The sequence below is a fragment of the Actinomadura macra NBRC 14102 genome, assembly GCF_001552215.1.
Classification (GTDB): Bacteria; Actinomycetota; Actinomycetes; order Streptosporangiales; family Streptosporangiaceae; genus Spirillospora; species Spirillospora macra.
The window spans coordinates 67,616-93,934 of record NZ_BCQT01000019.1 but is presented as its reverse complement, the minus strand read 5'-3'; the positions used below and the strand labels follow the sequence as shown (position 1 = coordinate 93,934).

Genomic DNA, 26,319 nt, shown 5'->3' with positions numbered 1-26,319 from the left:
GTGACGGTCACGGACGAAGCACTCCCCCACACGCCCGCTCCCGACCCCGATGCCGCCGGCGCGGGGCCGGGCCCGGCCGGCGAGACCACCGGCCCCGCCACCGACGTGGCGGGGCAGGTCACCGCGGCGCTTGCCCAGGATCTGGACGCCGGATTCGCCGTCCTGTACGAGGCGTACCGGGGTGCGGTGTTCTCCACCGCGTTGCGGCTGTGCGGGCGGTGGGCCGAGGCCGAGGACCTGGCCGCCGAGGCGTTCCTGCGCGCCTACCGCGCCCTGTGCGGGTACCCGCCCGAGCGGATCGCGGCGCTGCGGCCCCGCGCGTGGCTGCTGACGATCCTGACGAACCTGTGGCGCAACGGGCTGCGGGCTGCGGCGCGGCGGCCGCCGCCCACGCCGCTGGAGGACGCCCCCGACCCGCCCGACCCCGCCGAGCCCGTCGAGGACGCGGCCGCCCGCCACGAGACCGGACGCGAGCTGGCCGGGCTCCTGGACGCGTTGCCCGCCGCGCAGCGTGCCGCCATCGTCTTGCGGCACGTCACCGACCTGCCCGTCGCCGAGATCGCCGCCGTGCTGGGCCTGCCGGAGGGGACCGTCAAATCCCACATCTCCCGGGGCCTGGCCCGGCTCCGCACGCTCCATCACCCGCAAGGGGGCACCCCATGAACCGCACCGACCCCATCCCCACGATGTCCGCCACCCCGGCCGGTGGTCCGAGCGGCGGCACGGCCCCGCGGCACGGCCGCCCCGCCGACCCGCTGGTGGACGGCCTGGCCGGGCTGGTCGCCGACGCGCCCGACGGGCTGCTGGACCGCATCGCCGCGCGCCGCGTCCACGTTCCCGGCCCCCTGGAGGACCTGCAGGTGGCCTTCACCGACCACGGCATCGCCTACCTGCGCGCCGGGATGGACGAGCCCGCCTTCACCGCCGCGTTCCGCGCCCGGTTCGCCCGGCCGCTGCTGCCCGCCGCCCGCCCGCCCGCCGGGCTGGTCCCGGCGCTGCGCACCGGGCGCCTGGCCGGGCTGCGCCTGGATTTGCGCGGCCTCTCCGACTTCGAGGCCGCCGTGCTGCGCGCCGCCGCCGCCATCCCCCGCGGGCAGACCCGCCCCTACGCGTGGGTCGCCCGGCAGGCCGGACGGCCGAAGGCGGTGCGGGCCGTCGGGTCCGCGCTCGGCCGCAACCCCGTCCCGCTGCTGATCCCCTGCCACCGTGTCACCCGCTCCGACGGCGCCGTCGGCGGGTATGTGTTCGGTGCCGCCGCCAAGGAACGGCTGCTGCGCGCCGAGGACGTCGACCTTGAGGAGCTCGCCGGGCTCGCCGCGCGGGGCGTCCACCTGATCGGCAGCGACAGCACCGGCATCGTCTGCTACCCCACCTGTGCCGACGCCCGCCGCATCACCCCCGCGCACCGGCAGGGGTTCCGCGACCTCACCGCCGCGCGCGCCGCCGGCTACCGTCCCTGCCTGCACTGCCGCCCCGGCCAACCCGAACCCGCATGACCCCACCCCGGCCATGGCACCGACGCGATCCCGGGCACGCTCCACGGGACACGGTCACGGCGACCGCACGGCGCGGGGAACTCGCTGCGGGGTGCGGTCGGCCGATCACCGGCGCATAGATCGACGTCAGGCGGGAATGGGGCGGACTCGTCCACCTGACCGCTGGACGGCCGACGAGGGGGAGTTCACATGCGGGTCGTCGTCATCGGCGCCACCGGCAACATCGGCACCTGCACCGTCCGCGCGCTCGCCGCCGACCCGCGCGTCACCGCGATCACCGGACTGGCCCGCCGCCGGCCCGGCCGGCTGGCCCCCAAGACCGACTGGGTCCAGGCCGACGTCACCGACACCGACCTGGTCCCCCTGCTGCGCGGCGCCGACGTCGTCATCCACCTGGCCTGGCTGTTCCAACCCACCCACCGGCCCGCCGTCACCTGGGACACCAACGCCGTCGGCAGCGCCCGCGTGTTCGACGCCGCCGCCGAAGCCGACGTCCCCGCGCTGGTGTATTCCTCCTCCGTCGGCGCCTACTCCCCCGGCCCCAAGGACCGCGCTGTCGATGAGTCCTGGCCCACCCACGGCTGGCCCGGCGCCGCCTACAGCCGCGAGAAGTCCTACGTCGAACGGCTCCTGGACGCCCACGAGGCCCGCCACCCCGGCCGCCGCGTCGTGCGGATCCGGCCCGGGTTCATCTTCGAACGCCAGACCGCCGCCCAGCAGCGGCGCCTGTTCGCCGGGCCGCTGCTGCCCAGCAGGCTCGCCCGCCCCGGCCTCATCCCCATCGTCCCCGACCTGCCCGGCCTGCGCCTGCAGGCCCTGCACTCCGCCGACGCGGGACGCGCCTTCGCGCTCGCCGCGCTCGGCGAGGCCCGCGGCGCGTTCAACATCGCCGCCGACCCCGTCCTGGACGCCGCCGAACTCGCCGACCTCCTCCACGCCCGGCCCGTCCGCCTGCCCGCCCGCGGGATCCGCGCCGCGCTCGCCGTGGCCTGGACCCTGCACCTGGTCCCCGCCTCCCCCGGCCTGTTCGACCTGGCCCTGCGGGTCCCCCTCATGGACGTCTCCCGCGCCCGCGACGAACTCGGCTGGATCCCCGAACACACCTCCCGCGAGGCGATCGAGGAGTTCCTGGACGGACTGCGCACCGGAGCCGGCCGCGACACCCCGCCGCTGTCCCCCGGCACCGGCGGCCCCGCACGCGCCCGCGAGTTCACCACCGGTGTCGGCCGCGCACCCTGACCGCCCGCCGGCACCCGCACCCGCACCGATCAAGGAGGCCGCCCATGCCGACGATCACACCCGCCCACCTGCACGCCCTGCTGGCCTCCGCCGACCGCGACGCCGCGCTCGTCATCGTCGCGGGACAGGCCGCCGTCGTCCCCGGCGGAGCCGAGGACATGATGGTCATCACCACCCGCAACGCCGTCATCGCCGAACTCGACACCGGCGCCAACGAGGAACAACTCGAAAGCCTCGCCCAGCGCCTCGACGTCGCCCTCGACAGCCTCGGCGGCTGAACGCCCCCGCTCGTCACCGCTTCGTGTCGCCGCGCGGGGAGCGACGAGGCGCGGCCCGCACGTGCGAACGCACCCCGTGCAGGCCGAACAGGATGAGCAACTCGACCACGCCGCCGTCCGCGCTGCCCAGCCAGTGCGGCAGGGACGTGTCGAACTCGGCCGCCTCACCGGCCGACAACCTCAGGTCACGCTCGCCGAGCACCAGCCGCAGGCGCCCGTTGAGCACATACAGCCATTCGAACCCCTCGTGGGTCTGCGGGGTCGGTTCCCGGGGCGCCGGCCGAGCAGGGATGATCATCTTGAATGCCTGCGTGCCACCGGGCCGCCGCGACAGCGGGATGAACACCATCCCGAACCGCCGGATCGGCTTCAGATGGATCCGCGGGTCACCCGTGCGCGGAGCACCGACAAGATCGTCCAATGGGACGTCGTAGGTACGGGCCAGCGGCAGCAGCAACTCCAGGGTCGCCCGGCGCTGCCCGCTCTCCAACCGCGACAGCGTGCTCTCCGACACCCCGGTCGTCGCCGCGAGGCTGGCGAGGGTGATCCCCCGGTCGCGGCGCAGCGCACGCAGCCGCGGCCCCACCGCATCGAGCACGTCCTCTGTTTCGCCGTCCACGACACCACCTTGCCAGAACCGCAAGAATCCGTGCCAGATCGGGGCCGGTCTGGCAAGACTGAGGGCGTCCCGAGTGAGGAGCCCCGATGAACACCACCGACACGATCACCTTCTGGGACGGCGTCTACGCGGCCCGGCCGGCAGTCACCGATCCGCGGCCGAACGACCGTCTCACCGAAACGGTCACGGGCCTGCCGCCCGGCGAGGCGCTGGACCTCGGATGCGGTGACGGCGGCGACGCGCTGTGGCTCGCCCGCCGGGGATGGCACGTCACCGCCGTCGACATCTCGGCCGTGGCGGTCGGCCGGCTCACCGGCCTCGTCCGCTCCCGCGGCCTGCAGGCCCAGGTCGCCGCCCTGCGCCACGACCTGCATGACGCTTTCCCGCAGGGCCGATTCGACCTGATCTGCGCCCACTACCTGCACACCCCCTTCGAGCTGGACAGGGCGACCGTCCTGCGCGCGGCCGCCGACGCGCTGCGCCCGGGCGGGCGGCTCCTGGTCGTCGACCACGGCTCGACCGCACCGTGGTCATGGAACCAGGATCCCGACGCCCGGTATCCGACCCCGCGGCAGGTCGCGGCGGGACTGGACCTGGACCCGGCGACCTGGACGATCGAACGGGCCGACACACCCCGCCGGATCGCGACCGGGCCGGGCGGGCGCACCGCCGAGGTCACCGACCACGTCCTGCTCATCCGCCGCACCACCTGATCGCCGCACCACCTGAAGGAGACCACCATGACCGCCAAGCCCACGGCCCCCCGCCGCCGCGACGCCCCGCCGCCCCAGACCGCACCCAGCGAGGCCGACACCCTGCGCGGGTTCCTGGACTACCTGCGGGCCTGTATCGCCGCCAAGGTCGACGGCGCCCCCGAACCGCAGGTCCGCACGGCCGCGGTGCCATCGGGCACCAACCTGCTCGGCCTGCTCAACCACCTCACGTTCGTCGAAGGCGCCACGTTCCTCGGCGACAACGTCACCAACTGGAAAGCCACTTTCAACGCCGCACCGACCGACAGCGTCGCCGACGTCGTCGACCGTTACCGCACGACGGTCCAGCGCGCGAACAACGTTCTGGACGGATGCACCGACCTCGGCGCACCCGTCCCGCGGCCTCGGCCCGGCCGCCCCGCTCCCAGCGTGCGCTGGGCGCTCGCCCACATGATCGAGGAGACCGGCCGGCACGCCGGTCACGCCGACATCCTGCGCGAACTGATCGACGGAGCCACCGGCCGCTGACCCACAGCTCACCCGTCCCCGTCCCCCCTCCTCGCCCGGGGAGCGGGCCGCCGGCGGGCGCCGTGTGCACCACCACCAGCGACCACCACCCCCGGCAGCACCGGCACCACTCGCCCTGCGGCACCCCGCTCCACGATCATGGTTCCTCCGTGCCAAGACGGACGTCGTGACGCAGGACCCGCTCACGCCCGCTCCACAGCCCCCGCCGCTGCGCCCCTGCCTCCGCCCCTGCCTCCGCTCCCGCCTCTGGTCCGCCACCGGCGCCGGCAGCCGCCAGGCCCGGCAGCCGGCCCCCCTCGGTCTGCCGGGCCAGCATCTCCACCAGCGGCCGCATCCCCCCGCGCGCCGCGTGCCGCTGCCGCCGCGCCCCCGTCCCGGCCCGCCGGACGGCCTCCACCAGCGCGGTCACCTCCGCCAGGTCACCGGCCTCCGCCAGCGCCGGTGCGACCCGGGCGAGCAGGTCCTCCAGCAGGTGCCACGCCGGCACCACGCGCCCGGCACAGATGTCCACCGCCGGGCCGTCCATGCCATGGCGGGCCGCGCTCCACAGCCCCGCCGCGCACAGCTGATCGTCCACCCGCGGCGCCTCCCGCCCCGCCGCCAGCGACGCCAGGGCCGTGCGCACCAGTGCCCGGACCAGCGCCGCCTGCAACACGGCCTCGTCGGCGGTCGCCGCCGCGTCGGCCGCCCGCACCTCCACCGTCGGCCACCGCGGCGAGGGCCGCGCCAGCCAGAACGTCATCGAGGCGTCCACCAGCGTCCCCGACTCCACCAGCATCCCCACCCGGCGGTCGTGGTCGGCCGCCGAGGCCGACCACGGCGGCGTCCCCGCGCCGGGAAACCGCGACAGCTCCACCAGCCGCTGGCTGGCGTAGCCGGAGTCGCGGCCGTGATCGAAGGGGGAGTTGGCCGACAACGCCAGCAGCATCCCCAGCCACGGCCGCAGGTGGTTCACCACCGCCACCGCCGTGTCCCGGTCGGGAACCCCGACGTGCACATGGCAGCCGCATGCCTGGTAGTCCTGCATCACGTGGCCGTACAGGGCGGCGATCCGCCCGAACCGCTCCCCCCGCGCCGGTCGCGGGGGAGCGCCGTCCAGCACCGGCGTGCCCGAGGACACCAGCCGCAGCCCGCCCTCCCGCGCCGCCTCCGCCAGCCGGGCCCGCGCGAACCGCAACTGCGCCCGCAGCCCCGCCAGGTCCCCGCACACCCCCGTCGCCGCCTCCACCTGCGACGCCAGCAACTCCGTCTGGAACGACCCGTCCCACCGGTGTGCGCGTACCCGCGCCAGCACAGCCTCGGCCGCCGAGACGCACTCCCCCGAGCCGTCCACCAGCAGGAACTCCTCCTCCACCCCCAGCGTCACCCCGGGCGCGCCGGGACCCGCGACCACCGCGGTCTCGTCCATGGCCACCCCCCGTCCAACCGGACCCGTCCATTCCGGACATGCCCGATCACGGCCTGCCGTCCCACCACAAACCAAGATCCTTTTGTGGGGGGCGGCGGCCGCGCGGACGCCCACCCCCGGTTCCGATGACCGGATCGTTCCGCATCACGCCGCGATGATGCCTCCCGCGCACCCCCGCCGCGCCGCCATCATCGACCCCATGACCCGTGCGCTCCTCGTCATCGACGTCCAGGAATCCTTCCGCCGCATGCCGCTCTGGCCGGCCGTCTCCGCCCCCGACATCGCCGCCCGCACCGCCCGCCTCGCCGACGCCGCCCGCGCCGCCGGCGACCTGGTCGTGTGGATCCTGCACACCGAACCCGCCAGCGACACCCCCTTCGACCCCGCCTCCGGGCACGTCCGCCTCATCGAGGGCCTGCAGGCCCGCGACGGCGAACCCGTCCTGACCAAGACCTCCCGCAACGCCTTCACCACCACCAACCTGCAGCAACTGCTCACCTCACGCGGCATCCGCGAGGTGCTCGTCTGCGGCATCCAAACCGAACAGTGCTGCGAGACCACCGCCCGCCTGGCCGCCGACCTCGGCTTCACCGTCACCTTCGTCACCGACGCCACCGCCACCTTCCCCATCCCCCACCGCGACGCCCCCGCAGACCGGCCCCTGCCCGAAACGCTCGCCGACCCCGCCACCCTGCCCACCGACCAGATCATCGCCCGCACCGAGTACGCCCTCGCCGGACGGTTCGCCACCATCGCCACCCTCGACTCACTCACCGGGTAGGATGACCGGATCGTGAGCCAGATCGTCTTCCTGCTCGTCCCCGGACTGCACCTGCTCGACCTCGCCGGACCCGCGCAGGTGTTCTCCACCGCCGCCGAGAGCGGCCACCCCTACCGGCTCGCCTACGTCGCCGAACAGGAAGACCTCACCAGCGCCCAGGGCCTGCCCCTGCGGGCCACCACCACCTGGCCCGACCTCACCCCCGCCGACATCCTCATCGTCCCCGGCTGGCACCAGGACCCCACCGGCCCCCACACCGCCCCCATCACCGACGCCACCGCCGAGCGCCTCGCCCGCCACCACGCCGCCGGCGGCCTGGTCGCCAGCGTCTGTGCCGGCGCGTTCGCCCTCGGCCACGCCGGGCTGCTGGACGGCCGCCGCTGCACCACCCACCACCGCCTCCAGGACGCGCTGGCCCGCCGCCACCGCCGCGCCACCGTCGTCCGCGACGTCCTGTACGTCACCGACGACCGCGTCATCACCGCCGCCGGCATCGCCAGCGGCATCGACCTCGCCCTGCACCTGACCGCCACCCGCCACGGCCCCGGCGTCGCCGCCCGCATCGCCCGCGCCATGGTCGTCTACGCCCGCCGCAACGGCGACGAACCCCAGACCAGCGCCATGCTCCGGCACCGCGCCCACCTCAACGACGCCGTCCACCGCACCCAGGACCTCATCGACACCGGCTACACCCGCCCGCTGCCCCTGGCCGGCCTCGCCGCCGCCACCGGCGTCAGCGCACGCACCCTCACCCGCCGTTTCACCGCCGCCACCGGCCTCACCCCCCTGCGCTACCAGCAGGAACTCCGCCTCGAACACGCCGAACACCTCATCGGGCAAGGCGCCACCACCCAGGCCGCCGCCCACGCCGTCGGCTTCACCGACGCCCGCATGCTCCGTCGCCTGCGCGCCGCCACCTCGCCACCGGCCCCACCCCCTGCACCAAAGGCCACCGACACTCCCGTCCAGGCCCTAACCTGACCAGCAGACTCGCCCACCCGACCTGATCAGGGGACCGGTACCTCCACGAAACCCGCGGCGCCCCGCCGGACCCGCGCCCGGCCGCCGGTGACCTCCGCCGCCCACGCCTCGAACGCCGCCACCTCAGCCACCGGCACCACCACCTCCGCCTCCACCCCCGCGCCGTACCGCACAGCGGCCGGCGCCGGCCCCCGCCCATGCAGATCCCCCAGGAAACGCCCCGCCAGCGCGTACTCCACCCCCACCGTCATCCACACCACCGGACGCAACTCCACCAGCCCCACCGCCTCCAGCGCCCCGGCGACCGCCTGCCCGTAGGCGCGCACCAGCCCACCCGCGCCCAGCTTCACCCCACCGAAATAGCGCGTCACCACCGCCGCCGTCCCGGTCAGGCCCCGCCGCAGCAACACCTCCAGCATCGGGACCCCCGCCGTCCCCGCCGGCTCCCCGTCATCGCTGCTCTTGGCGATCTCACCGCGCTCCCCCACCACATAGGCGGTGCAGTTGTGCGTCGCGTCCCGATGCGCCCGCCGGTGCGCCACCAGGAACTCCACCGCCTCCGCCTCCCCGGCCACCCGCGCGAGCGTGCACACGAACCGGGACCGGCGAACCGCCAGCTCATGCGAACCACCACTCCTGATCATCCGCATGGTCACCTCCCGGGGGCCCTCGCGGGGCCGTTTGACATTCCCGCGGGCCGAACCCCAGCGTAGAGGGCATGAACACCCCGACCGATGCGCTGCAGGAGCTCTACCGGCGTTGGCTCTTCGAGGTCTGGACCGGCGCCTTCGACGTCGCCGAGGAGATCCTCACCGCCGACTTCACCGGCCACTGGCCCGGTCTGCGCGTGAACGGCCCCGGTCAGGCCGCCGACCAGGTCCGCCGCTCCCACGAGTACTTCACCGCCGTCCGCACCACCCTGGACGTCGGCCCCGTCATCAGCGACGGCATGATCGCCGCCGGATGGAGCTTCCACGGCACCTACCGCGGCGGCATCCCCGGCGCCACCGCCGCACCCGGCACCCCCATCGCCTTCGCCGGCCACGACATCTTCCGCGCGCGCGACGGCAGGCTCGCCGAATACTGGGTCGTCTCCGACACCCTCGGCATGATGACCGCCCTCGGCGCCTTCAGCTGACCCTGCCAGCACCCCGCCGGCCCCTGCCGCGACCGTCAGTCCCGCGGGAACGGCCACGGATTCGGACGGCACCCGCCCAGCGACTTGGTCTGCTGCACCATCACCGGCGCCCGCACCCCCGCCCCCGGGCACCGCTGGTGCCCATGCCCCAGCGCATGCCCCACCTCATGGTTGATGACGTACTCGCGGTAGGACGCCAGATCCCCGCCATAGGTGACCGCGCCCTCCCCGTACCGGCGCGCGTTGATCACCGAACGGCCCCCGCTGCTGCACGACAGTTCCCCGCCCGTCACCAGCGGCGCGCACATCCGGTCGGTCAGCGCCGGACTCGACAGCGCCACCCGGAACCGCACCGGCCCCCGATCCACCCGCTGGAACCGCAGCACACCGCCCCGCCCCCAGCCGCGCGGATCGTTCAACACCCGGTGCACCTCCGCCGCGAACCCCCCGCCGGCCACCGGCAGCCCCCGCTCCACCTCCACGGTGTACCGGAGGAGGGTCCCGCCCGACGCCCGCGCCGGGACCGCCGTCCCCGGCACCCGCTCGTACCGCCCGCCCGCCGACTCCGGGACCGGCACCCGCGCCGGCTGCCGCCGCCCGTTCACCACCGGACCGGCCGGCGCCGCCAACGCCGACGCCGCCCCCGGCCGTCCGCCCCCCAGACCCGGACGCCCACCGGCGCCGCCACCACCTTCGCCGAGGGCACCGCCCGGACCACCGCCGGAACCAGCGCGATCCCCACCCCCGGCCGCCAGCAGCGCGGCCGCCCCACCCGCCCCGAGCACCACCGCGGCCAGCGCGGCCGCCGCCCCGACCTTCCAGCCGCGCCACCACAGGCCACGCTGCCCCGGACATCGCACAGCGGACGGATCGGTGGGCTCGTGCACGATGCTCCGGTCGGCGTCGGGCACCACAACCGCGCAGCGGAGGCACGGCGCGGACACCCGCCGGCGCCCCGCGCCGCTCCGCCACGCCCCCCGGCCCCCGATGCGCCGCCGGTGCGATGGGATGAACTCCCGGGGATGTAGCCATCGCGGCACCGCCCAAACATGGCCGCCTCACCAGCCGGGCCAAGCGCCGCCGCGCAGGTCAGACCACCAGATCGAGCAGATCCGCGATCGAGGGCACCACCCGGGACGGACGGAACGGGAACCGCTCGATCTCCTCCTTGCGCGTCACCCCCGACAGCACCAGGATCGTCTCCAGCCCCGCCTCCACGCCCGCGACGATGTCGGTGTCCATCCGATCGCCGATCATCGCGGTGCGCTCACTGTGCCCGCCCACCACGTTCAGCGCCGTCCGCATCATCAGCGGGTTCGGCTTGCCGACGAAGTAGGGCTCCACCCCCGTCGCCCGGGTGATCATCGCCGCGACCGCGCCGCACGCCGGCAGCGACCCCTCCGGCGACGGGCCGACCGGGTCGGGATTGGTCGCCACGAACCGCGCGCCGCCCTCCACCAGCCGGATCGCCCGCGTGATCTGCGAGAAACTGTAGGTACGGGTCTCGCCCAGCACCACATAGTCGGGATCGATGTCGGTCAGCACGTAGTCGGCCTCGTGCAGCGCCGTCGTCAACCCCGCCTCACCGATCACATACGCCGCGCCCTCCGGCCGCTGATCGGCCAGGAACCGCGCCGTCGCCAGCGCCGACGTCCAGATCGACTCGGCCGGGACCTCCAGGCCAAGCGCCGCCAGCCGCGCCGACAGGTCGCGCCGCGTGTAGATCGAGTTGTTGGTCAGGATGAGGAACGGCTTACCCGACGCCGACAGCGCCCGCACGAAGTCCTCCGCGCCCGGAACGGGCCGGCCCTCGTGCACCAGGACCCCGTCCATGTCCGTCAGCCAGAACTCGATCGGCCCGCGCTCGGTCATACCCCCATTGTCGCAGGCAAGGATCATCACCGGCACCGGCGTCCCTCCGGGGGCGGGCCCCACCCGCACCGGTAGCGTGATCTTGTGACCGAACACACCACCCCGCGCGCCGGCACGGGCATCCGCGAGATCAACGCGCCCACCGTCCCGCCCGGCCCCGGATACAGCCACGCGGTCTGCATCGACCTGCCCGGACGGCTGATCGTCCTCAGCGGCCAGATCGCCCTGGACGCCGCCGGGAACCTCGTCGGTCCCGGCGACCTGGAGGCCCAGACCCGGCAGGTGTTCACCAACCTGCACGCCGCACTCACCGCCGCCGGCGCCGGCTGGGAACACCTCGTCCGGCTCGGCTACTTCCTGCGCGACGCCCGCCAGGTCGGCATCGTCCGCGCCGTCCGCACCCAGATGCTGCCCGCGGGCCTGTCCCCCGCCGCCTCCCTCATCGAGGTGCCCCGGCTCGTCCGCGACGACCTGCTCGTCGAGATCGAGGCCATGGCCGTCGTCCCCGCCTGACCCCGTCCCCGCCCGACCCCGGCCGGACGCGCGGCGGGGCGCCCCGGACCAGCAGGCCGGGACGCCCCGCACACGCCGGACCGGGACCCTCAGACGTTGACGCCAAAGTCGGAGGCGATGCCCGCAAGGCCCGAGGCATAGCCCTGACCCACCGCGCGGAACTTCCACTCCGCTCCGTTGCGGTACAGCTCACCGAAGACCATCGCCGTCTCGGTCGAGGCGTCCTCCGACAGGTCGTAACGCGCGATCTCGTTGCCGTCGGCCTGGTTCACCACGCGGATGAACGCGTTGCGGACCTGCCCGAAGCTCTGCTGGCGGCCGTCGGCGTCATAGATGGAGACCGGAAAAACGATCTTGGACACCTCGGCCGGGACGGTCGACAGGCCCACCTTGATCTGCTCGTCGTCACCCTCGCCCTCACCGGTGAGGTTGTCGCCGGTGTGCTCGACCGAGCCATCGGGGCTCTTGAGGTTGTTGAAGAACACAAAGTGCTGGTCCGAAAGGACCTTGTTCTCCGCCGAGCACAGCAGGGCACTGGCGTCGAGGTCGAAGTCGGTTCCGGTCGTGGTCCGCACGTCCCAGCCCAGACCCACCACGACGGCGGTCAGTCCGGGAGCCTCCTTCGTCAACGAGACGTTGCCGCCCTTGCTCAGACTGACTCCCACTGTGTCTACCTCCGTATCGGCCGGTGCGGGTGCCTGTCACCCGCGCGGTCTGTAACGAGAACGGTAGCCACCCGACGCGGGTTCCCCCGCATCCTTCGCGAACTCGCGGCGTGGCGTGGCCTTTTCCTCCGCTTCAGACCTCCGTGACCCGCCCACCGGACGAGCCGGAACCCGAACCGGGGCACGATCCGGTGAAGGACGCGGGCGGCGCGGTGACCGCGGCCGGCAACTCGAACGCCGCCACCAGCTCCGCCGCACGCGGCGCCAGCGCCTCGCACGCCCGGCGCCGCAACGCCCACACCTCGTCCAGGACCCCCGGCGCCACCACCCCCTCGTTCAGCAGCTCCCCGGCACGGCGGTCCAGCCAGTTCAGCGCATGCAGACCCAGCACCGGACGCAGCACTGCGGGACCCGACTGCACCGCCGCCGCCACGATCTCCAGGATCATCCGGTCCGCGCACGCTGTCGCCGTCCGCGCCGCCAGCACCAGGTTGTCGTTCCAGGCGGCGAAGGGGTCCCCGCCCGCCCGCAGCGCCGCCTCCACCCGCCCGGCGAGCCGGTCACGCATCCGCCGCTCGGCCTCACGCGCCACAAACAGCCACACCCGCGGGGACTCCAGATCCCCGCCGTCCGGCGGACCCGCCCCGCCGTCCGGTGGGGCGTCCGGTGGGGCGTAGCCGTCCAGGCCGGCCATCGCCCGCGCCGTGTCGTACAGGATCAGCTGGTTGTCCCCACCGGCGCTGGTGTAGGCGTGCGTCAAGCCCCGGTAGGCGTTCAACCGCTCCACCGCCGCGAACCCCGGCGCGCCGCTGTGCACCCGGCACAGCGACACCGTCTCCTGCGCCTGAGCGGTCGTGGCGGCCTTCAGCAACGCCAAGTCCCGGTCGACCGCCGACCAGGGCGCCCACGCCGCCCCTTGCCCAGCCCCCGCCCCGGCTGTCCCCGGCCCGGCCGCGGCCGGCCCTGGCGTCGGCTCTGGCCCCGGTCCGGGCGCCGCGCGCCGCGACGTGACGTGCCCGGCGACCGCCGTCAGCGCGTACGCCGACGCCAGCGCCCCCAGCATCGCCTCCTGCTGGTTGCGGTAGTCGGTCAGCAGCCGCCGCGGCGCCAGCCGCCCCAGCGTGCCGCGGCCCGCCGAGTGCGCCAGCAGCACCCCGGCCGACGCCCGGCACACCGCCGCCGACGCCGAGATCACCGCCCGCCACACCGGCGGCGCGATCCCCATCGACCGTGTCAGCCGCGCCGCCGCCGACCCCGCCGGATCGTGGAACGCTCCGGCGGCGTCGATACGGGCGCCGTCGCGCAGCCACGACTCGTACGGCACCCGCAGGTCCTCCAGCAGCACCGCCGCGTAGTCGACCGGCAGACCCGAGGTCTCCGGCGCCGCCACGACCCGTACCCCGTCCGCGACGGCGCCGCCACCGTCGCGCAGCGGCACCACGAACACGAACACCCCGCGTTCGACGCCCCCGTGCACCAGCGTCGCGTACACCGCGGCGGTCTTGGGGACCTGGGGATGCGCGGTGTTGGTGGGGAACTTGGCGGCCGCCGCGTCCGGGGTGGTCAGCACGAACCCGCCGCCGGAGGGGTCGTGGCGGGCCACGGTCCGCGGCGACAGGTGGCTGTTGCTGCGCCCGACCTCGGTCATCAGCAGCGTTCCGAACGTCTCCATCGACTCTAGCGCCGCGCGTTCGGCCCGCGGCCCCTCCTGCTCCGCGCCGAACCGCAGGATCGGCGCCAGCGCCAGGGTGTAGTGCAGCAGCATGACGTGGAAGAGCGCCGGATCGGCGGTCGCCGCGCGCTCCAGCAGCGCGCACAGCGCCGCGGGATCCTCCAGTAACGCCGCGGCGGGTGGCGCCGCCCGCCCGGCCCGCCGCAGCCGCGCGTAGGTGAGGGCCTGCCGCTCGCGGGCGGTCAGCCCGTCGGGATACTCGACGCAGTCCGGCGGGACGGCCTTCGCCAGCCACGCCCGCGCCCGGCCGTCCAGGGACGGGCCGTGCACGAACTCCAGCAGGCCCTCCGGCACCCTGCCGGCATGGGCGCCAGGATCGATGCCCGAGCCTGCGCCGAGGTCACCGCCGATGTCCGGGGCGGGATTCGAGGAAGGATCCGGGGCGGGGGCAGGTGCGGGATCACCGGTGGTGTCGCTGCCATCGGTGTCGCTGCCATCAGTGGCCATCGTGGTCCTCCTGTTCACGGTCACTGTCCGGGGCGATGCCCGCCGCGGACTTGCCGGGCCCGGGCGCGGCCAGCGCGTCCCCGTGCGCGTCTCCTGGGAGGCCTCCGGGAGCGTGGTGAGCCACCCGGCCCGACGTCCCGGACGGCTCCCGGCCCGCCGCCGTCTGGCGCGACCGGGAGCGCAGCGGCGCCAGCGTCCGCGCGCCGGGCACTGACAGCCGCGCGCACTCGCACAGCGCGCTGCCCGGGCCGGCCTCGGTGAACACCGTGGCGCCCGCGGCGTGCACGGCCCGCAGGGCCTCCGGCAGCCGTACCGGCCTGACGATGCAGTCGGCCAGTGCCCGGTGCAGGTCGTCGGCGTCGGTGTAGGCGCCACCGCGCACCGGGGAGTGCACCCGCACCTCCAGGGTCCGCTGCGGGAACCCGCGGATCATCTCGTACCACTCCTGGTCGGCGCCGGCCATCGCCGGATGGTGCGACAGGTAGGGCACCGCGAGCCGCACGGCCCGCACCCCCCGCCGCGCGGCGGCCGCCAGCACCGCCTCCAGCGGCCCGGCGGGGCCGCTGACCACCGTCACCGACGGCGCGTTCAGGCAGGCCACCACCACCTGCGGCGCGCCCGCCGCCCTGATGCAGTCGCGGGTGCCGTCCTCGCCGGCCTCCAGCAGCCCCATCCCGCCGCCCGCGCCGCGGCGCGCCAGCACCTCCACCAGCCCGGTGGCCATCCGGGCGCCGTCGGCGACGCCGAACGCCCCCGCGCACACCAGTGCGGCGATCTCCCCGAAACTCTGCCCGACCGCGTGGGCGGGCTGGATGCCGGCCGTCCGCAGCGCCCGGTCGACCGCGACCGACGCCGCGTACCCGCACAACTGCGCGACGCCCGGGACGCGGACCGCCGCGCGGTAGTGGGACGGGTCGTCCAGCAGGATCGTGCGCAGCGACGGCCAGCGGGGCGGCAGGCCTTCCTGTGCCGCGTCCAGGACGTCGGCGACGGCGCGGGCGGCGGCCGGTCCCCAGCGGGCCGCCGACAGCAGGTCGGGTACTCCCGTCGAGCCGGTGCCGGCGAACAGGAAGGCACAGACGTCGTCGGGCTTGAGCTCCTCGGCCGGACGGAAAGAGAAGAACATGCCGGGTCTCCTTACCTGAACGGAAGGCTCTCTTTTCTTTTCGGCTGAAGGCCGTTGAACAAGCAGTTATAGAACAAAAACCCCGAAATGGGATTATTCATTCAAGGGATCAGGCCGGCAACCGTCAGTTGTACGAACGCGTGGCGCCGTGCGGGGGGAGAGAGCGGACGGCCACCCGCCATGCGGGCGCGGCCGACGCGCCCGCTACCCGGCTCAGAGCGGACCACGACCCCGGCCCCGCGCCGGCGGAGGGAGCGACCCATGACCTGGCAACAGGCAGGCCGGCGGAGGGCTGACCAGCGGCGGGCGGTGCGACGGCGGGAAGTACGGCACCGGGCCCGCCCCCCGCAACCCGGCTGGGCGATCCGGGGCACCGGCTCCTACCTGCCCTCACAGCACGTGCCCAGCAGCGACCTCGCCCTCGCGATGGGCCTGGACCCCGACTGGATCGAACGCCGCACCGGCATCCGCCGACGGCACCTCGCCGCCGCCGGACAGGCCGCCTCCGACCTGGCCGCGGCGGCCGCCCGGCGTGCGCTGGAGCAGGCCGGGCTCACCCCCGCCGACCTCGGCCTTATCGTGCTCGGCACCTCCACCCCCGACGAACTCGGCCCCTCCACCGCCTGCCGCGTCCAGGCGCTGCTGGGCGCCCACCGCGCCGCCGCATTCGACGTCTCCGCCGCCTGCACCGGGTTCGTCTTCGGGCTGCAGGCCGCCGTGGGCTGGCTGTCCACCCAGCGCGGCGCCGCCCCCTACGCGCTGGTCATCGGGGTCGAGGTGTACTCCCGGTTCCTCGATCCGGCCGACCGCGCCACCACGGCCCTGTTCGGCGACGGCGCCGCCGCCGCGGTGGTCGGGCCCGTGCCCTGGCCCTACGGGATCGGCCCGATCACCCTCGGCTCGGACGGCGCGCACGCCGGTGACGTCCTCATCCCCGCCGGCGGCAGCCGCGCGCCCGCCAGCCCCGGCACCCTGTCGGCGCTCGGGCACACCATCCACATGGACGCGCGGGCCGTCCGCGACTTCATCGAGCGGATCTTCCCGCGGCTGGTCGCCGAAGCGTCCGAAGCCGCCGGGATCAAACCCGCGGACCTGGCCCTGGTCGTCCCGCACCAGCCCAACCCCCGGCTGGTCGCCTCGCTGGCCGCCCAGGCCGGCCTGGACCCCGGGCAACTGGCGATCGCAGGCCGCGACGTCGGTAACATCGGCGCCGCCAGCCTCCCCCACGCCCTGGACACCGCCGTGCGCACCCGCGGCATCCGACCCGGCGAACTGGTCCTGCTCGCCGGCTTCGGCGCCGGCCTGACCTGGGGGCACACCCTCATCACCTGGCCCCCGCCCGCAAACCCCGGCGGGAACTGAACGCACATGAACGCGGTGGACGGCCCGGGGCCGCGCGGGCCCGGGCCGTCCACCGCACCGGGGGCAGAGTCAGCGCCGCAGCGCGCGCAGCAGACCGCGGGTCTCGGGGCGGCGGTCCCAGGCGATCGCGGCGAACACCAGCGCCAGCACGGCCGGCATCACCGCCAGCGGCGGGTCCAGGGCCAGGATCTGGGCGAGCACGGCGCCGATCATCACGCCGATCAGCCCCGTCGCGGCGAGCCCGGCCAGCCGCGGTACCACCAGCCCGATCGCCCCGGCCGCCTCCACCACACCCGTCACGTACCGGAACCACTGACCCCAGCCGATCTTGGTGAAGCTCTCCACCGCGTCGGACTGGCCGGCGAGCTTCGGCATCGCCGACACAAAGAACAAGAACGCCGCCAGCAGGATCTGGGCGCCCCACAGCACCTTGCGGCGGGTACTGAGGCTCGTACTGCGGCTGGTGTTGCGGCGAGTACCGCGGTGGTCGGTGTCGGAGGTGGCGCTGACGCCGTGGTTCGTGGTCATGGCGGTGGTCCTTCCGGGCGGTACCTGTCCTCGGTGCCTGTCATCGGCCTTCACTAACGCGTCGCACGGCCGCCGCCCGGATCGACATCCGCCTCGATTTTTCTTCGAACTTTCTTTCCGCCCCGCTCACCACTCCGACAGCACCAGCGCCTGGACGGCCAGCGCCGTCACCGCCTGCGCCGCCAGCCACCACCGCGCCCACTGCCCGCCCGGCCAGGCCAGCGGCACCGCCGCCGGCAACCACGCCGCGAACGGCAACCAGATCCGCTCCACCTCCCCTTTGACCACCCCCGACACATCCAGCGCGAGCATCCCCACCAACGCCGCGCACACCGGCAAAGCCACCCCCACCCCCGGCGCGCACGCGCGCGTCCCGGACAAGAGCGCACGCGGCCCCCGCCGCAAGGCCACCCGGACCGCCCGCCCCACCACCGCGAACGTCCCGGGCAGCGCGTAGGCGACGGCGGGCCCGGCCAGCAGCCCCAGCACCGCCAGATCCGCGAACACGAAATAGGAGTAGGACCGCCGCGCCGACCCGCGGCTGATCAGGTAGGTGTCCAGGGTGGCGCGCACCCCCTCCGGCCACCAGAAACCCGCCGCGGTCAACGCCGCCGGAACCACCACCAGCCCCACCGAGAGCCCGACCAGCACGGCCGGCCGGGGACGGCACAGCACCAGCACCACCAGCGGCACCGCGAACAAGGGCAGCAGCCCGTAACTCAGATAGGGCAGGCAGCCCAACAGCAGCCCGCCCGCCGCCGCCACCCCCACCGCGCGCCACACCCCGCCGCGCCCGCGACGGCGCCGCCGGGCCGCCAGCGCCACCAGCGCCGTCCCCCACGCACCCACACCCAGGAACAACGCGTCCATCGCGGTCGCGATCCACAACGCCGGAGGCGCCAGCACCAGGAACGGCACCGCCGCACGCGCCGCCCCCTCACCCGCCACGCAGCGCAGCGTCACCGCGATGGCCGCCATCGCCGACGACCCCGCCGCCACCACGAACGCCGCCGCCCACCCCGTCCCCCCGAACCCCGCCTCCTCCAGCAGCCACAGCACCAGCGTCGGCAGCGGCGGATGCCCCCGCACATGCGTGGTGTAGCCGCCGAGCCGCTCGGTGAACGTCCGCACCCACGCCAGCGGATCCGGCCGCACCTGCGCCAGGCCCGCCGGATACTCCGTCGGCGCCTGCAACGGCCCGGCCAGCGCCCCCGGCCCGTCGCTCACCGCCAGCGCCACCGCCCACAGCGCCGACCCCGCCCACGCCACCGGCGGCAGCCACCGCCACGCCAGCCGCGCCGCCACCGGCGGCAGCACCGCCACCGCGACCGCCGCGACCGCCACGGCCGGGAGCATCGGCCACACCAGCGGCCGCTCCCGCGCCCGCGCGTGCAGCGGCGGCAGCGCGTCCTCGGTGGCCAGTCCCGCCCGCCGCAGATGCCAGCCCACCGTGAACGCCGCCGCGATCCCCGCCGCCCACACCGCCACCGCCACCCACCCCGGCCACCGGCCCCCCGCGGACGCCACGGCCCCGGCGACCGACCTGCGCGCGTCGGCGACCGTCACCGCCGCGGCCCCCCGTCCTCCCGCCGCGCACCGTCCCGCGCCCCAGCCCGCCGTGAAGCGGGGGGCCTGCGCCGGCGCCGCCCGGCCCACCACCGCGCCGCACCCGCCAGCACCGCGGCCGCCGCGATCAGCGACAGCACGACCGTAAGGTTGCGCCCATACGGCAAGGGCAACTGGGACGGGACGTCCGCGCGGCGGCCGTACCCGAGCACCAGCGGCAGCGCCACCGCGCTCACGCAGCCCGCCACGATGAGCGCCACCCGCACCGGAGGCCGCCACGCGGCCGGCAGCAGACCCGTCGCCGCCCCCGCGACCAGCACCGCCGGCACCAGGACACCGTCGTGCAGCACCGCCGCACCCACGAACCACACCGCCCAGCCCGCCACCCCGACATCGGCGACGACGCCGCGCAACCCCACCCCGATCAGCGCCAGGCCCGCCACGTACATCACGACCCGTCCCTTCACAGGACCACCACCCGGTGCACCCACTTGGTCTGCATGACGCCAGGACGGTCGGGCGCGATCAGCCGGCACGGATAGCCGTGATCCAGGTCCAGCGGCGCACCGTTCAGCCGCAACGCCAGCAGCGTGAGCGGGTCACGCCAGTGCGCCGGCGCGACCCGCGACGTCCGGTAGCGGCCGCCGCGCTCCAACGACTCCACCCGCACCTGCGCGTCACCGTCCACCCCCGCCAGTTCCAACACGTCACGGAGCCGGACACCCTCCCACATCGCCTCGGCGCTCCAGCCCTCCACGCACGCGATCGGCAGCCGCGCCGCGTGCGCCGGCAGCGCCCGCAGGTCCGCCAACGACAGCGTGACCTCCCGCGCGACGCGTCCGGTCACGATGAGCCGGTACTCCGGATCGCGCGCCGCGGCGCCCACCCCCGCGCCGAAGGCCGACTTGTTGACCGGCAGGCCCTGCGCCCCCACCCCCGGACGGCGCGGCGCCAGCACCGCCAGCCGCGCCAGCGGCGAGAACGCCTCCCCCACCGTGGTCAGCACGATCGCGCCGCTCGCCGCCGCCACCCCGAGCAGGAACCCGCGCCGCCCGACCGCGTCCCCCGGACGGGTCATCACCGTACGGCGCACCTTGTGCCACTCGTCGGCGACGTGGATCAGCAGAGCGCCGATCAGGATGTAGGCCGTCCAGTAGTGCGCGGTGGTGAAGAAGAACGGGAACGCATACCAGTAGGAGATGTTCAAGATGCCGGTGACGAGCTGGAACAGCGCCCCGCCCACCAGCAGGAACACCAGCAACCGCCGGACACCGTCGGCCGCCGAACGCGCCGGCGGCCATTGCAGCAGCTTGGGGTAGACCGTCCACAGCTTGGCCAGCAGCAACGGCACCGTCGCCAAGCCGCCGATCACGTGCAGGCCCTGGGTGACCCGGTACAGCCCCACCGGCCGCGACGGCCACTGCGCCCACCCCGGCGGATGCTGCATGAAATGGCTGACCAGCCCCGTCGCGAACGAGGTCAGCACGCTGACGCCGAGCGCGATGCCCAGCCACGCCGCGACCCGCTCGTCGTGCAGCCGGCTGCTGAACCGGGCCGGCAGCTCCGTCAGCGCCCGCACCGCCCTGCGTGCGGCGGGCGGCGGCGTGAACGCGGCCGCGGTCAGGAACGCAGGGCGACGAACCACCGGCCCGCCTCCTCCCAGAATCCCGTCACCGTCGCCGCGCACCCCGCGGCCAATCCGGCGACCGCGTCCGCGGGGACATGCGCCCAGGCGAACCATTCGCCGACCGACCGGTGTGAACGCAGCCGCAGCGGCTCCACGCGCGCACCACCGCCCGGTGGATCCACCTCCAGCAGCACCCGCCCACCCGGGACCGGCAGCGCCAGGACGCGCCGCAGCAACGCTTCGGGATCGCCGCCGATGCCGATGTTCCCGTCGGCCAGCAGCACCGTGTCCCACCGGCCCGCCCCCGGCACACGCCCGAACACATCCCGGCACAGCGCCGGCCCGCCCGCCGCGACCGTCAACGCCACCGCGGATGGGGCGACATCGATGCCCAGCACCGGGATCCCGCGGCGCGCCAGCGCCACCGTCAACCGGCCCGGCCCCGATCCCACGTCCAGCGTCGCGCCCGCGCACCGCGCCAGCAGCCCCCCGTCCCCCGGACGCAGCCGCAGCCAGTCCTGAACGGGCAGCGGCCGGCGGCGCCCGTCGGCGTGCTCGATCTCCACCGGCGGGCCGCCCCGCAGCGCCTCCTCGTACAGTGCGCCGATCATGCCGGGACCGTCCGTGGCCCCAGCGCCCGCACCGCCGCCGCGAACCGGCCGTCCCGCGCGCACGCGGCCACCGTCGCCGCGTCGGCCGCGGTGTCGACATCGATCAGCTCCGGCAGCGTGCCCACCCGCAGCCCCGCGGCCAGCAGGCGCCGCAACTGCGCCGCCCCCGTACCCGGCCGCGACATCGGCACTCCCCGCAGCAGCGCCGCATCCGGGCGGCGCAACCCCAGCAGCCAAAAGCCGCCGTCGGCCGCCGGGCCGAACATCGCGTCCCGGCGCGCCAGGCCCCGGCAGGCGCGCCCCAGCAGCGCCGGCGTCACCTGCGGGGTGTCCATCCCGATCAGGACCAGCGGGCGCCCGGCATAGGCGTCGGTGAACGCGTGCGCCAGCCGCTCGTCCAGCCCGCCGCCGCGCTGCGCCAGCACCACGAACCCCTCCGGCAGCCACGGACCCGGCGCGCCCTCCAGCACCAGCGTCCGCCGCACCGCCCGCGCCGCCGCGACCGCCGCCAAGGTGTCACGCAGACACGCCTCGGCCAGCGCCGCCGCCTCGACCGGCGTGTAGGCGGGGCTCAGGCGCGTCTTGACCCGCCCGGGGACCGGTTCCTTGGCGATGACGACCAGGTCGGCGGCCGGTCCGCCGGTCACGATGCGACCTGCCCCAGCACCCGCCGCATGTCGCGGACGGCGCGGACCGTCCCGCCCAGCGTCCCGGTCACCTTCGAGGACCCGACGCGGGGCCGGTAGGCCACGTCCACCTCCCCGATCCGCCACCCCGCCCCGGCGGCGCGCAGCACCATCTCCAGCGGATACCCGAACCGCCGGTCCGCAAGGTCCAGCGCGAGCAGGTCCGCCCGCCGCGCGGCGCGCATCGGCCCCAGATCGCGCAGCCGCGTCCCCGCCCGCCGGTTCAGCGACCGCACCAGGACCGCGTTGCCGAGCCGGGCATGCGGCGGCCACGCGCCCCGGCCCACCGGGCGCCGCCGCCCCAGCACCAGCGCCGCACCCGCGGTCCCCGCCGCGGCCTCCAGCCCGCCCAGCGCCGCCACCAGCCGCGAAAGCTCGGCCGGATCCAGCGAGGCGTCGGCGTCCATGACGCACACGACCTCGGTGCCGGCGGCCAGCAGCCCGGCATGGCAGGCGGCGCCGAACCCGCGCGCCGGCGCCGCGACGACACGCGCGCCATGCTCGGCGGCCACGCCCGCCGAGCCGTCGGTGGAGGCGTTGTCGACCACCAGAGCCCGGAAACCGTCCGGCATCCGCGACAGCACCCAGGGCAACGCCGCAGCCTCGTTCAGACACGGCAGAATCACATCGATCACGAATCCGACGCTACTTTCGGTGACGGGTGAACAACCCTTACGAACTGGTGACGGGCCGCCGCGCGAACTCGGCCATGCCGTCGGTGAACGCCACCGACGCGCTGAAGCCCAGCTCACGCCGGGCACGGTCGGGGCGGGCGACGATATGCCGCACGTCCCCGAGCCGGTAACCGCCGGTGACGCGCGGGTCCGGCCCGCCGAACGCGGCCGCCAGCGCCGCCGCCATCTCGCCGATGCTGCGGGGCTCACCGCTGGCGATGTTGTAGGCGCGCGACCCGCCGGGTCCCACCGGGCGGCCCGGACCGGCCGGGCCCGAAGACGGGGCGGTGACCCGCTCCAGCGCCAGCACGTTGGCGTGCGCGACGTCGCGCACGTGCACGAAATCGCGGCGCTGCGCCCCGTCTTCGAACACCAGCGGCGCCCGCCCGGCCAGCAACCGGGACCGAAACAGCGCCGCGACCCCCGCGTACGGGGTGTCACGCGGCATCCGCGGCCCGTACACGTTGTGGTACCGCAGCGCCGCCACCGACCCGCCGGTCATCCGCGCCCACGACGCGGCCAGATGCTCCTGCGCGAGCTTGGTGTCGGCGTAGACGTTGCGGGGATCGGCCACCGCCTCCTCGCCGACGACACCCGGCCGCAGCGGCTCACCACACTCAGGGCATTCCGGGTCGAACCGCCCCGCCCGCAGCGCCCCCTCCGGACGCGGGCCCGGACGGACCCCACCGTGCCGGACGCAGGTGTAGGCGCCCTCCCCGTACACCACCATCGAGGACGCCAGCACCAGCGCGCCCACCCCCGCACGGGCCATCTCCGCCAACAGCACCGCGGTGCCCTGCACATTCACCGCCGTGTACCGCGGCAGATCGGACACGTCCACGCCCAGCCCCACCACCGCGGCCTGATGGCACACCGCGTCCACGCCCTCCAGCCGACGCGCCACCGCCCCGGCGTCGCGGACGTCGGCGGGCTCCCCGCCCAGGCCGTCCGGCCGCGGGTCCAGCCCGCGGACCCGGTGCCCCGCAGCCGTCAACGCGGCGGCGATATGTGAACCGATGAACCCGGCCGACCCGGTGAGCAGCACGTCCATGGGGACGAACGTAGGCCGCCGGGCGCCCCCGCGAAGGCCCTGAACGGCCCGTCGGCGCTCCTTGTTCGAACCTTGTAAGAATGTCGACCCGCGGTAGGGACGGACGGCCGCGTCTTCGGCGTCCCCGGCGTCCCCTACCGGCTCCGCGTGCCTCCTGCCCGCCGTTACCGCCCTGACCCGCCGGACCCGACAGCCAGGTGCGCGGACAGCGCGGCGAGCGCACGATCCACGTCGTCTTCGGTGGTGGACAGGTGAAACGAGCACCGCAGCCGCCCCGCGCGCACCGAAGCGATCACCCCGTCGCGGCGCAGCGCGTCGGCGGTGCCGTCCGGGACCGGGACCGACACGATCGCCGAGTCGCCCGGCGGGAGCCCCAGCCCGGCCTGGAAACGGCGGGCCAGCGCCACATCGTGGTCGTGGACGGCCGCCACACCCACTCCGGCCAGCAGTTCCAGCGCGGGCGCGTGGCCCGCCCAGCACTGCCAGGCCGGGGAGATGTCGAACCGCCGGGCGTCCGCGGCCAGCCGTAGCGGCAGCCCGTAGATGGAGTCCCAGACATCCTCGCCCGCGTACCAGCCCGCCGCCAGCGCCGAAAGCCCGGCGAGCGCCTCCTCGGTACCGGTGAAAAAGCAGGTACCGCGCGGCCCCATCAGCCACTTGTAGCCGCTGCACACCAGCCAGTCCACGGCTGCGGCGGGCACCGGCAGCCACCCCGCCGCCTGCGTCACGTCCAGCAGGATCCGCGCCCCGTGCCCGCGCGCCGCCGCGATCAGCTCCTCCAGCGGCGCGATACGGCCGTCGGACGACTGCACCGCCGACACCGCCACCACGTCCACGTCCGCGCGTACCGCCTCGGCGATCCGCTCCAGCGGCACCGACCGCACCACCACTCCCCGCCGGGCCGCGAACGGGAACAGCAGCGAGGTGAAGTCCCCGTCGGCGACCAGCACGACCGCGCCGCGCGGCAACGACGCCGCCACCAGCCCCACGAAATAGGACGCCTGGGGTCCGCACGCCACCCGCGCGGCCGGCACCCCCAGCAGCCGGGCGAACGCCGCACGGGAGCGGGCCACCGCCTCGTCCAACTCGGTCGGGACCATCAGCCCCGCGGCCCGGTCCCGCTCGGCCGCCAGCATCGCCTCGTGGGCGGCGAGCGGCGGCAGGCCATAGGTGGCGGTGTTGAGGAAGGCGACGCCGGCACCGAACTGCCGCTGCGCCTCCCGGATCGAAATGCCCATGCCCCCGATCATCGACGACCAGCAGGCATAGGACAAAGTACGGTCTTCTTGGTGGCCCATCAATGGTGTCGATACCTTGCGGGCATGCTCGACCTGCATCGCGGCCGGATCCTGCGCGAGGTCGCCCGGCTCGGCTCCATGACCGCCGCCGCCCGATCCCTCGCCTACACCCAGCCCCCTGCGCGAGGACCCCATCCGGATCGCGATCCCCGCCGCTCGCCGCGGCCGGCCCCCTGCGGCTGGAGGACCTGGCCGGCGAGATCTGGGCGTCGGGCTGCGCACGCTGCCGCGACTACCTGCGCTGGGAATGCGGCAAGGCCGGATTCGTGCCCGACATCCGCTTCGCCACCGAGGACCACGTCGCCCTCCAGCGGCTCGTCGCGCGCGGCCTGGCGGTCACCGCCCTGCCCGCCATGGCCCTCGGCCTGCACAGCGAACCGGGCGTCGCGCTGCCGCCCGCACCCGGCCTCGGCAGCCGCCGCGTCAGCGCGCTGATCCCCGCCGGACCGCGACCACCCGCCGTGGTCGCGCTGCTGGACGAACCCGCCGCCCTCGCCCTGCCATCCGCCCTCTCCCCCGCACCTCCTACCGCAGCCCCTACCGCAGCCCCTGGCGCGGTCCCGGCGCGGCGGCGCGCGGCGCCGGTCAGCCGCCCGGCAGATGCCGGTGCAGAGCCGTGAGCCGGTCGGCGGCGGCCAGCACCGCCTCGGCCAGCGCCGGCATCCGGTCGGCGCCGAACCGCACCGCCGGGCCCTGCAACGCCACCGCCGCGAACACCCGCCCCGAGCCGTCGCGCACCGGCGCCGCCACCGCCCGGACCCCGACGATGCGCTCCTCCTCGTTGAGGGAGAACCCCCGCTGCCGGACGCGCGCCAAGTCGCCCTCCAACTCCGCCCGGGTGGTGAGGGTGGAGGGGGTGTAGCGGGGCAGCCGCTCCGGCAACGTGACCACGCCGTCCTCGAACGCCAGCAGCGCCTTGCCCATCGCGCACCCGTGGATCGGGTTGCGCGCCCCCGGCGGCTGGTCGTAGCGCAACGGATGCGCCGAGGGCAGGTGCAGCAGTACCGCGACCTCGTCACCGACCCGCACGCCCAGGCTCACCGCCTCACCCGTCCCATCGCGCAGCGCGCTCAGCTCCGGCTGCAGCAGCGTGGCGCCCATCCGCTCCAGCGCCAGCCGGCCCAGGATCGCGGCGGTCGGGCCAAGGTAATACCGGTCGCTCAGCGCGTCGCGCCCGAGCATCCCGGTGTCGTGCAGAGCGCGCACGATCCGGTGCGCCGTGCTGACCGACAGCCCGAGCCGGTGCGCGACCTCCGTCGGTGTCTGCCGCGCCACACCCTCGAACGACCGCAGGACCGCGATGGCGCGGTCCACCGACTGCGTCCCCGGCTTGGGCCGCTCCGCCGCCCCGTGCGCGCCGCTCTCCTCAGTCACGGCCCC

30 protein-coding genes are annotated in these 26,319 nt (G+C 75.2%); 12 read left to right on the top strand and 18 right to left on the bottom strand.

What is annotated here, in order from left to right:
- The 4 genes from AMA02S_RS30100 to AMA02S_RS30085 all read left to right on the top strand — a co-directional run bounded on the left by AMA02S_RS30100 (position 1) and on the right by AMA02S_RS30085 (position 3,013).
- Positions 1-663: an RNA polymerase sigma factor gene (locus AMA02S_RS30100; protein WP_245667897.1), complete on the top strand. Its 663-nt coding sequence runs from the start codon at positions 1-3 to the stop codon at positions 661-663.
- Complete coding sequence (locus AMA02S_RS30095) at positions 660-1,496, top strand: methylated-DNA--[protein]-cysteine S-methyltransferase (protein ID WP_245667896.1); 837 nt, start codon at positions 660-662, stop codon at positions 1,494-1,496. Before AMA02S_RS30100 ends, AMA02S_RS30095 begins: the two co-directional genes overlap by 4 nt.
- Positions 1,497-1,685: 189 nt before the next feature.
- Complete coding sequence (locus tag AMA02S_RS30090; protein ID WP_067464848.1) at positions 1,686-2,735, top strand: NAD-dependent epimerase/dehydratase family protein; 1,050 nt, start codon at positions 1,686-1,688, stop codon at positions 2,733-2,735.
- Positions 2,736-2,779: 44 nt separating this feature from the next.
- Entirely contained in the window at positions 2,780-3,013 is a 234-nt protein-coding gene (locus AMA02S_RS30085) for a hypothetical protein (protein ID WP_067464843.1), read from the top strand.
- A gap of 13 nt (positions 3,014-3,026) precedes the next feature.
- Here AMA02S_RS30085 and AMA02S_RS30080 read toward each other — a convergent pair whose 3' ends face one another.
- Positions 3,027-3,632: a helix-turn-helix domain-containing protein gene (locus AMA02S_RS30080; RefSeq protein ID WP_067464840.1), complete on the bottom strand. Its 606-nt coding sequence runs from the start codon at positions 3,630-3,632 to the stop codon at positions 3,027-3,029.
- Between the two features lie 86 nt (positions 3,633-3,718).
- Here AMA02S_RS30080 and AMA02S_RS30075 point away from each other — a divergent pair, with 86 nt between their 5' ends.
- The gene (locus tag AMA02S_RS30075; protein WP_067464837.1) at positions 3,719-4,345 is read left to right on the top strand and encodes a class I SAM-dependent methyltransferase; all 627 of its coding nucleotides are present in this window, start codon (positions 3,719-3,721) and stop codon (positions 4,343-4,345) included.
- 27 nt (positions 4,346-4,372) lie between these two features.
- Complete coding sequence (locus AMA02S_RS30070) at positions 4,373-4,873, top strand: DinB family protein (RefSeq protein ID WP_067464834.1); 501 nt, start codon at positions 4,373-4,375, stop codon at positions 4,871-4,873.
- Between the two features lie 136 nt (positions 4,874-5,009).
- On the opposite strand, the gene AMA02S_RS30065 is transcribed toward AMA02S_RS30070, so the two are convergent.
- Complete coding sequence (locus AMA02S_RS30065; RefSeq protein WP_067464831.1) at positions 5,010-6,281, bottom strand: carboxylate-amine ligase; 1,272 nt, start codon at positions 6,279-6,281, stop codon at positions 5,010-5,012.
- A 199-nt stretch (positions 6,282-6,480) separates the two neighbouring features.
- Between AMA02S_RS30065 and AMA02S_RS30060 the strand changes: the two genes are divergently transcribed.
- Positions 6,481-7,062, top strand: a complete 582-nt coding sequence (locus tag AMA02S_RS30060) for a cysteine hydrolase family protein (RefSeq protein WP_067465604.1) — start codon at positions 6,481-6,483, stop codon at positions 7,060-7,062.
- Positions 7,063-7,074: 12 nt separating this feature from the next.
- Positions 7,075-8,043, top strand: a complete 969-nt coding sequence (locus tag AMA02S_RS30055; RefSeq protein WP_067464828.1) for a GlxA family transcriptional regulator — start codon at positions 7,075-7,077, stop codon at positions 8,041-8,043.
- Positions 8,044-8,069: 26 nt separating this feature from the next.
- Here the strand turns inward: AMA02S_RS30055 and AMA02S_RS30050 are convergent, their stop codons facing one another.
- Positions 8,070-8,693, bottom strand: a complete 624-nt coding sequence (locus tag AMA02S_RS30050) for an IMPACT family protein (protein WP_067465601.1) — start codon at positions 8,691-8,693, stop codon at positions 8,070-8,072.
- A 68-nt stretch (positions 8,694-8,761) separates the two neighbouring features.
- On the opposite strand from AMA02S_RS30050, the gene AMA02S_RS30045 reads away from it, so the two are divergent.
- Positions 8,762-9,181, top strand: a complete 420-nt coding sequence (locus AMA02S_RS30045; protein WP_067464825.1) for an ester cyclase — start codon at positions 8,762-8,764, stop codon at positions 9,179-9,181.
- A 35-nt stretch (positions 9,182-9,216) separates the two neighbouring features.
- Here AMA02S_RS30045 and AMA02S_RS44385 read toward each other — a convergent pair whose 3' ends face one another.
- The gene (locus AMA02S_RS44385; protein ID WP_245667895.1) at positions 9,217-10,095 is read right to left on the bottom strand and encodes a DUF3152 domain-containing protein; all 879 of its coding nucleotides are present in this window, start codon (positions 10,093-10,095) and stop codon (positions 9,217-9,219) included.
- A 175-nt stretch (positions 10,096-10,270) separates the two neighbouring features.
- Positions 10,271-11,053, bottom strand: coding sequence for an HAD-IIA family hydrolase (locus AMA02S_RS30035; RefSeq protein ID WP_067464821.1), 783 nt, complete (start codon positions 11,051-11,053; stop codon positions 10,271-10,273).
- An 84-nt stretch (positions 11,054-11,137) separates the two neighbouring features.
- On the opposite strand from AMA02S_RS30035, the gene AMA02S_RS30030 reads away from it, so the two are divergent.
- Positions 11,138-11,566 (top strand): RidA family protein, encoded by a 429-nt coding sequence (locus AMA02S_RS30030; protein ID WP_218005164.1) that lies wholly within the window; start codon positions 11,138-11,140, stop codon positions 11,564-11,566.
- 89 nt (positions 11,567-11,655) lie between these two features.
- Here AMA02S_RS30030 and AMA02S_RS30025 read toward each other — a convergent pair whose 3' ends face one another.
- From AMA02S_RS30025 to AMA02S_RS30015, 3 genes are all read right to left on the bottom strand, one after another.
- Positions 11,656-12,231 carry a TerD family protein gene (locus AMA02S_RS30025; protein WP_067464818.1) on the bottom strand — a complete coding sequence of 192 codons (576 nt, stop codon included), beginning with the start codon at positions 12,229-12,231 and terminating at the stop codon, positions 11,656-11,658.
- A 133-nt stretch (positions 12,232-12,364) separates the two neighbouring features.
- Positions 12,365-14,410: an acyl-CoA dehydrogenase gene (locus tag AMA02S_RS30020; protein WP_084265742.1), complete on the bottom strand. Its 2,046-nt coding sequence runs from the start codon at positions 14,408-14,410 to the stop codon at positions 12,365-12,367.
- Positions 14,400-15,536, bottom strand: coding sequence for an ACP S-malonyltransferase (locus AMA02S_RS30015; RefSeq protein ID WP_067464816.1), 1,137 nt, complete (start codon positions 15,534-15,536; stop codon positions 14,400-14,402). The genes AMA02S_RS30020 and AMA02S_RS30015 overlap by 11 nt, the downstream gene beginning before the upstream one ends.
- Positions 15,537-15,797: 261 nt before the next feature.
- Between AMA02S_RS30015 and AMA02S_RS30010 the strand changes: the two genes are divergently transcribed.
- Positions 15,798-16,898, top strand: coding sequence for a 3-oxoacyl-ACP synthase III family protein (locus tag AMA02S_RS30010; RefSeq protein ID WP_084265741.1), 1,101 nt, complete (start codon positions 15,798-15,800; stop codon positions 16,896-16,898).
- A 69-nt stretch (positions 16,899-16,967) separates the two neighbouring features.
- On the opposite strand, the gene AMA02S_RS30005 is transcribed toward AMA02S_RS30010, so the two are convergent.
- The 9 genes from AMA02S_RS30005 to AMA02S_RS29965 all read right to left on the bottom strand — a co-directional run bounded on the left by AMA02S_RS30005 (position 16,968) and on the right by AMA02S_RS29965 (position 24,879).
- Positions 16,968-17,426, bottom strand: coding sequence for a DoxX family protein (locus AMA02S_RS30005; protein WP_084265740.1), 459 nt, complete (start codon positions 17,424-17,426; stop codon positions 16,968-16,970).
- Positions 17,427-17,552: 126 nt separating this feature from the next.
- The gene (locus AMA02S_RS30000) at positions 17,553-18,992 is read right to left on the bottom strand and encodes a hypothetical protein (protein WP_157430907.1); all 1,440 of its coding nucleotides are present in this window, start codon (positions 18,990-18,992) and stop codon (positions 17,553-17,555) included.
- The gene (locus tag AMA02S_RS29995; RefSeq protein WP_084265738.1) at positions 18,989-19,459 is read right to left on the bottom strand and encodes a hypothetical protein; all 471 of its coding nucleotides are present in this window, start codon (positions 19,457-19,459) and stop codon (positions 18,989-18,991) included. Before AMA02S_RS29995 ends, AMA02S_RS30000 begins: the two co-directional genes overlap by 4 nt.
- Positions 19,456-20,637: a molybdopterin-dependent oxidoreductase gene (locus tag AMA02S_RS29990; protein WP_245667894.1), complete on the bottom strand. Its 1,182-nt coding sequence runs from the start codon at positions 20,635-20,637 to the stop codon at positions 19,456-19,458. The genes AMA02S_RS29995 and AMA02S_RS29990 overlap by 4 nt, the downstream gene beginning before the upstream one ends.
- The gene (locus tag AMA02S_RS44380; protein ID WP_067464813.1) at positions 20,613-21,230 is read right to left on the bottom strand and encodes a class I SAM-dependent methyltransferase; all 618 of its coding nucleotides are present in this window, start codon (positions 21,228-21,230) and stop codon (positions 20,613-20,615) included. Before AMA02S_RS44380 ends, AMA02S_RS29990 begins: the two co-directional genes overlap by 25 nt.
- Positions 21,227-21,877 (bottom strand): TIGR04282 family arsenosugar biosynthesis glycosyltransferase, encoded by a 651-nt coding sequence (locus AMA02S_RS29980; RefSeq protein ID WP_157430905.1) that lies wholly within the window; start codon positions 21,875-21,877, stop codon positions 21,227-21,229. The genes AMA02S_RS44380 and AMA02S_RS29980 overlap by 4 nt, the downstream gene beginning before the upstream one ends.
- Positions 21,874-22,551, bottom strand: a complete 678-nt coding sequence (locus AMA02S_RS29975) for a glycosyltransferase family 2 protein (protein ID WP_218005163.1) — start codon at positions 22,549-22,551, stop codon at positions 21,874-21,876. The genes AMA02S_RS29980 and AMA02S_RS29975 overlap by 4 nt, the downstream gene beginning before the upstream one ends.
- A gap of 37 nt (positions 22,552-22,588) precedes the next feature.
- Positions 22,589-23,641 carry an NAD-dependent epimerase/dehydratase family protein gene (locus AMA02S_RS29970; RefSeq protein ID WP_067464810.1) on the bottom strand — a complete coding sequence of 351 codons (1,053 nt, stop codon included), beginning with the start codon at positions 23,639-23,641 and terminating at the stop codon, positions 22,589-22,591.
- Between the two features lie 164 nt (positions 23,642-23,805).
- Positions 23,806-24,879, bottom strand: coding sequence for an aminotransferase class V-fold PLP-dependent enzyme (locus AMA02S_RS29965; RefSeq protein WP_245667893.1), 1,074 nt, complete (start codon positions 24,877-24,879; stop codon positions 23,806-23,808).
- Positions 24,880-24,941: 62 nt separating this feature from the next.
- Here AMA02S_RS29965 and AMA02S_RS40765 point away from each other — a divergent pair, with 62 nt between their 5' ends.
- Positions 24,942-25,559: a LysR substrate-binding domain-containing protein gene (locus tag AMA02S_RS40765; protein WP_084265737.1), complete on the top strand. Its 618-nt coding sequence runs from the start codon at positions 24,942-24,944 to the stop codon at positions 25,557-25,559.
- Here AMA02S_RS40765 and AMA02S_RS29955 read toward each other — a convergent pair.
- The gene (locus AMA02S_RS29955) at positions 25,525-26,313 is read right to left on the bottom strand and encodes an IclR family transcriptional regulator (protein WP_169806917.1); all 789 of its coding nucleotides are present in this window, start codon (positions 26,311-26,313) and stop codon (positions 25,525-25,527) included. The two genes, AMA02S_RS40765 and AMA02S_RS29955, sit on opposite strands and share 35 nt — an antisense overlap.
- Positions 26,314-26,319: the final 6 nt, after the last annotated feature.

Coding starts and splice junctions, on each gene's coding strand:
- AMA02S_RS30095 (WP_245667896.1), top strand. CDS start 660: ATGAACCGCACCGACCCCATCCCCACGATGTCCGCCACCCCGGCCGGT.
- AMA02S_RS30090 (WP_067464848.1), top strand. CDS start 1,686: ATGCGGGTCGTCGTCATCGGCGCCACCGGCAACATCGGCACCTGCACC.
- AMA02S_RS30085 (WP_067464843.1), top strand. CDS start 2,780: ATGCCGACGATCACACCCGCCCACCTGCACGCCCTGCTGGCCTCCGCC.
- AMA02S_RS30075 (WP_067464837.1), top strand. CDS start 3,719: ATGAACACCACCGACACGATCACCTTCTGGGACGGCGTCTACGCGGCC.
- AMA02S_RS30070 (WP_067464834.1), top strand. CDS start 4,373: ATGACCGCCAAGCCCACGGCCCCCCGCCGCCGCGACGCCCCGCCGCCC.
- AMA02S_RS30065 (WP_067464831.1), bottom strand. CDS start 6,281: ATGGACGAGACCGCGGTGGTCGCGGGTCCCGGCGCGCCCGGGGTGACG.
- AMA02S_RS30060 (WP_067465604.1), top strand. CDS start 6,481: ATGACCCGTGCGCTCCTCGTCATCGACGTCCAGGAATCCTTCCGCCGC.
- AMA02S_RS30050 (WP_067465601.1), bottom strand. CDS start 8,693: ATGCGGATGATCAGGAGTGGTGGTTCGCATGAGCTGGCGGTTCGCCGG.
- AMA02S_RS30045 (WP_067464825.1), top strand. CDS start 8,762: ATGAACACCCCGACCGATGCGCTGCAGGAGCTCTACCGGCGTTGGCTC.
- AMA02S_RS30035 (WP_067464821.1), bottom strand. CDS start 11,053: ATGACCGAGCGCGGGCCGATCGAGTTCTGGCTGACGGACATGGACGGG.
- AMA02S_RS30020 (WP_084265742.1), bottom strand. CDS start 14,410: ATGGCCACTGATGGCAGCGACACCGATGGCAGCGACACCACCGGTGAT.
- AMA02S_RS30015 (WP_067464816.1), bottom strand. CDS start 15,536: ATGTTCTTCTCTTTCCGTCCGGCCGAGGAGCTCAAGCCCGACGACGTC.
- AMA02S_RS30010 (WP_084265741.1), top strand. CDS start 15,798: ATGACCTGGCAACAGGCAGGCCGGCGGAGGGCTGACCAGCGGCGGGCG.
- AMA02S_RS30005 (WP_084265740.1), bottom strand. CDS start 17,426: ATGACCACGAACCACGGCGTCAGCGCCACCTCCGACACCGACCACCGC.
- AMA02S_RS44380 (WP_067464813.1), bottom strand. CDS start 21,230: ATGATCGGCGCACTGTACGAGGAGGCGCTGCGGGGCGGCCCGCCGGTG.
- AMA02S_RS29970 (WP_067464810.1), bottom strand. CDS start 23,641: ATGGACGTGCTGCTCACCGGGTCGGCCGGGTTCATCGGTTCACATATC.
- AMA02S_RS29965 (WP_245667893.1), bottom strand. CDS start 24,879: ATGGGCATTTCGATCCGGGAGGCGCAGCGGCAGTTCGGTGCCGGCGTC.
- AMA02S_RS40765 (WP_084265737.1), top strand. CDS start 24,942: ATGGTGTCGATACCTTGCGGGCATGCTCGACCTGCATCGCGGCCGGAT.